Origin of the sequence: Streptomyces bobili (assembly GCF_002154575.1) — a bacterium.
In the GTDB taxonomy this organism is placed as follows: Bacteria; Actinomycetota; Actinomycetes; order Streptomycetales; family Streptomycetaceae; genus Streptomyces; species Streptomyces bobili.
The window spans coordinates 1-3,828 of sequence record NZ_MUBA01000265.1 but is presented as its reverse complement, the minus strand read 5'-3'; the positions used below and the strand labels follow the sequence as shown (position 1 = coordinate 3,828).

Here is a 3,828-nt window from a genome sequence, read left to right as displayed (position 1 = left end):
GTCCCCGGCTGATTCCCCTCCCCTCCGCTGATGCCGCCACTTTGCCGAGCCCGCCCTTTACCCTCGTACGCATGACCAGCGACGACCCCGCATCGGCACCCGGCTCCCGTTCCATCGAGATCCTTTCCGCGCTCTCCCCCGCACAGACCGAGGCCGTCATCGACCTGCTCGCGGAGGCCGCCCACAACGACGGCCGGCAAGCGGTGTCCGAACAGGGCCGGCTGCAACTGCGGGGTGGCCCCCGCGAGGGCGTCTCCCACCTGCTGCTCTCCCTGGGCGACGAACTCGTCGCCTACGCCCAGCTGGAGGACACCGACCCCGTCGAGGCCCCGGCCGCCGAGCTGGTCGTCCACCCCGCGTACCGCGGACACGGGCACGGCCGGGCGCTCGGCTCCGCCCTGCTCGCCGCCTCCGGCAAACGGCTGCGGGTGTGGGCCCACGGCGGCCACTCCGCCGCCCGGCACCTCGCCCAGGTGCTCGGTCTTTCGCTGTTCCGCGAACTGCGCCAGATGCGCCGTCCCTTGACCGACCTCGACCTGCCCGAGCCGGTGTTCCCCGAGGGGGTGACCGTCCGTACCTTCGTCCCCGGGCAGGACGACGGGGCCTGGCTGGCCGTCAATGCCGCCGCCTTCGCCCACCACCCCGAACAGGGCTCCCTCACCCAGCGTGACCTCGACGACCGCAAGGCCCAGCCCTGGTTCGACCCGGCCGGCTTCTTCCTCGCCTTCCGCGAGGACCGGCTCATCGGCTTCCACTGGACGAAGGTCCACGCCGAGGAGGGGATCGGCGAGGTGTACGTCCTCGGTGTCGCCCCCGGTGCGCAGGGCGGCGGCCTCGGCAAGTCCCTCACCACGATCGGCCTGCGGCATCTCGCGGCCCAGGGGCTGCCCACGGCCATGCTCTACGTCGACGCCGACAACAAGGCCGCGGTGTCGGTGTACGAGCGGCTGGGGTTCGTCACCTACGAGACGGACCTGATGTACCGCACGGAGACCTGAGGGCCCGGCCTCATCCCCGCACTCTCCCGGACGGGCTGAGGCCCGGCACCTGCCGGCGTCTCAGCGGCTCCGGCACACACAGCGCCGTCGACGCCAGCGTCACCGCCAGGAGCACCGCCCATCTCACGTGGGTCTCCTCCCACCAGCGGTCCGCCGGCAGGGTCAGCAGTCCCCAGCGTGCCGGGACGAGGACAGCCACCGCGGCCGCCGCGCCCAGCCATATCGCCGCTCCCCTTCCCACCTCGGCGCCGTCCGTGAACCGCACGGTGGCGGTCGCGAGCGCGATGGCGAAGGTGGCTGTGGCAAGGGCCTCCAAGGTGACCGGGCCCAAGGGCGGACGGGTCGGTCCTGGCAGCAGGAGTACAACCGCCGTCCACCACAGTGCGAGCAGCGGGGTTGCCATCGCGAGGCGCAGGCCTGCTCGGTAGGGCCGGCCGAGCGGGCTTGCGGCGGTGGTGTGCCGGGCCGGGTCGTCGAGCAGGAAGGCCAGGCCCACCCCGCCGCTCAGCGCGGTCACCCGCAGCACCGTCAGTCCCACCTCCGCCCCCGGTGTCTGGTCCGGCAGCCGCGTACTCGCGGCGAACAGCAGGCCCAGCCCACCGGCCACCGTCAGCGCCACCCAGGGCAGGGACCGCCACACCGGCGGGGCGAGGGACCGCAGCAGCGCTCGGGAGCGGCGGGTGGTCGGGCCGCGGCCGACGTCGGGGGACAGGCCGTGACCGTCGGAGGGGACGGGCCGGTACGGCCCGCGGCCGGCAGTGGCGGGTGGGCCGTGACCGTCGGAGGGGGTGGGCCGTCCGCCGGATGCGGGGTCTTCCGACCCGCTCGCGTCTCCTACTCGTCGCACGACTCCACCCCCTGCGGCACCGCCACGCCCAGCAGCTTGGCCGCCTCGGCCGTCGAGGTCTGCGCCGATGTCAGTGCCGACCAGTGCTTCTTGACCAGGGCGGTGATCTCCGCCTTCGGCCGGGCGAGCAGTTCACGGATGACGGCCGTCTGGTGGTCCGTCAGGCTCAATCCGTTGGTGGGGGCCAGGACCAGGCCCGAGCCGGTGGTGCCGTCGTCCAGCCGCACGTTCCGGAACGTGGCCATCGGGGTCGGGTCGCTGCCCAGCACCAGCCACATGATGGTCACCGCGCGGGCGTCGCACATGTCCCGCGTCGTCGCGTCCTCGGTGCCCGCGACCAGGACGGTGGCCGCTCCCACCGCGAACTCGGGGACACGGTTGCCGCCCCAGCGGGTGCCCACGGTCACCTCGCCCGGTGTGGTGGAGGGGTCCAGCGCGGTGTCTTCCTCGATGCCGCCGCTGACGTCGATGCGCTGGCGAACCGTCAGCCGCGCCTCGGCCGCGCTGCCGCCGGCCGCGGAACGGAGCCGGTCGACGACCGCCGCCCAGTCGTCCCGTACGCCCTTCCACTCGGGGAAGGCGCAGTACGTCGATCCCTCGTACTCCGTGCAGGACTGGAACTTCTGCGGGGTCGTGGACGCGCTCTTCCGCGCCGCCTCCAGGGCGGCGGTGTCGTGCGGGAGCTGGCCGATCGCGCCGGTCGCGGTGACCGCGAGGGCGAGGGCGGTAGCCGCCTTGACCGCGCGGGTGCGTCCGCCGGACCGCAGCAGGGCCGCGCAGGTCAGCAGGGCGCACAGCCCCAGCAGATAGAGGGCGTGCCAGGCGGCGGGGCGGCCGAGGAGGTCGCTGGGGACCGGGTCGCCGCCGGAGATCCCGGAGAGGACCATCGGGGAGAGCCAGCCCACCCTTGGGTCGTCCGACTCGGTGACCTGCGTGGCGAGGACCATGAGCAGATACGCGCCGATCACGAAGAGTATGGGCGCGAAGGATGCGGGCACGAGCCGCGCCAGCAGGACGCCGGTGATGCCGGCCATCAGGACGACCAGCGGGCCCACGGCCAGTTCACCGACCGAGCCGTGACCGATCGCGCCGGGCTTCAGCGCTTCCCGGGTGAACTCGGCCGCGACCACGACCGCGGTGAGCACCGCGAACGGCACCGCGGAGAGCACGTGTGTGAGGACGCGGCGCCAGGGTTCCATCGCCATGACGTCGAACTGCTGGACCGTGCCGTGTTTGCGTGAGCGCAGGGCGGCGGCGTTGGTGCAGACGAGCAGGGCGATGGCGAGGAGCAGCGGGGCCGTCTGGGTGCCGCGGTCGACCGTGTTCAGAACGGGGTAGTCGCTCATGCCGTCCTGGAACACCAGCCGCGCGGTGGTGAAGCCCAGGTAGAGGACGATGAAGACCAGTATCGGGATCTGGAGGAGGAGTTCGCGGGCTTCGAAGCGGGCCAGGGCGAGCACGGCGCCGGGGCGGCGGCCGGGTCCCTGGGGTTCCGGGAGCGCGGGGGCGGATCCCCTGACCGTCGTGATCGTGGTGCTCATGCGGTCACCGTCCGGCTCTCGCTGTCGAGGGTGAGCAGATAGCCGTCCTCCAGGGTGGGTTCGAGCAGGTCGGCGCCCTTCGGCGGATCTCCGACGTTGCGGAAGGTTCCGGTGCCGGTGCGCCAGCCGGCCAGGGCGGCCGGGTCCCGCTCCGCGCTGCTCCAGACCCGGCCCGCGGCGCGGGCGGTCAGCTCGGCGGGGGTGCCCTCGAAGCGGACGCGGCCCTGGGCGAGGACCACGACCCGGTGGCAGAGCATCGCCACGTCCTCGGTCTGGTGGGTGGACAGCAGGACGGTGCGTCCCTCGCCCGCCTCGGCGATCAGCCCTCGGAAGCGCATGCGCTGCTCCGGGTCGAGACCGACGGTCGGCTCGTCCAGGACGAGGAAACCGGGGTCGCCGACGAGCGCGGCGGCCAGCGCGACGCGCTCGTCGGCGACCCCGG

Annotated in this window: 4 protein-coding genes; 1 reads left to right on the top strand and 3 read right to left on the bottom strand. The window is 73.4% G+C overall.

From position 1 onward, the window contains the following. The first annotated feature begins 71 nt into the window (after window positions 1-71). Window positions 72-998, top strand: coding sequence for a mycothiol synthase (gene mshD, locus BZL64_RS21740; RefSeq protein ID WP_086770873.1), 927 nt, complete (start codon window positions 72-74; stop codon window positions 996-998). Window positions 999-1,008: 10 nt separating this feature from the next. Here mshD and BZL64_RS21735 read toward each other — a convergent pair whose 3' ends face one another. From BZL64_RS21735 to BZL64_RS21725, 3 genes are all read right to left on the bottom strand, one after another. After that, window positions 1,009-1,845, bottom strand: coding sequence for a DUF1129 domain-containing protein (locus BZL64_RS21735; RefSeq protein ID WP_244205432.1), 837 nt, complete (start codon window positions 1,843-1,845; stop codon window positions 1,009-1,011). Continuing rightward, window positions 1,833-3,386 carry an ABC transporter permease gene (locus BZL64_RS21730; protein ID WP_086770872.1) on the bottom strand — a complete coding sequence of 518 codons (1,554 nt, stop codon included), beginning with the start codon at window positions 3,384-3,386 and terminating at the stop codon, window positions 1,833-1,835. The genes BZL64_RS21735 and BZL64_RS21730 overlap by 13 nt, the downstream gene beginning before the upstream one ends. After that, window positions 3,383-3,828 (bottom strand): AAA family ATPase (locus tag BZL64_RS21725; protein ID WP_158101549.1); only part of this gene is annotated, 446 nt, incomplete at its 5' end. The genes BZL64_RS21730 and BZL64_RS21725, both read right to left, overlap by 4 nt.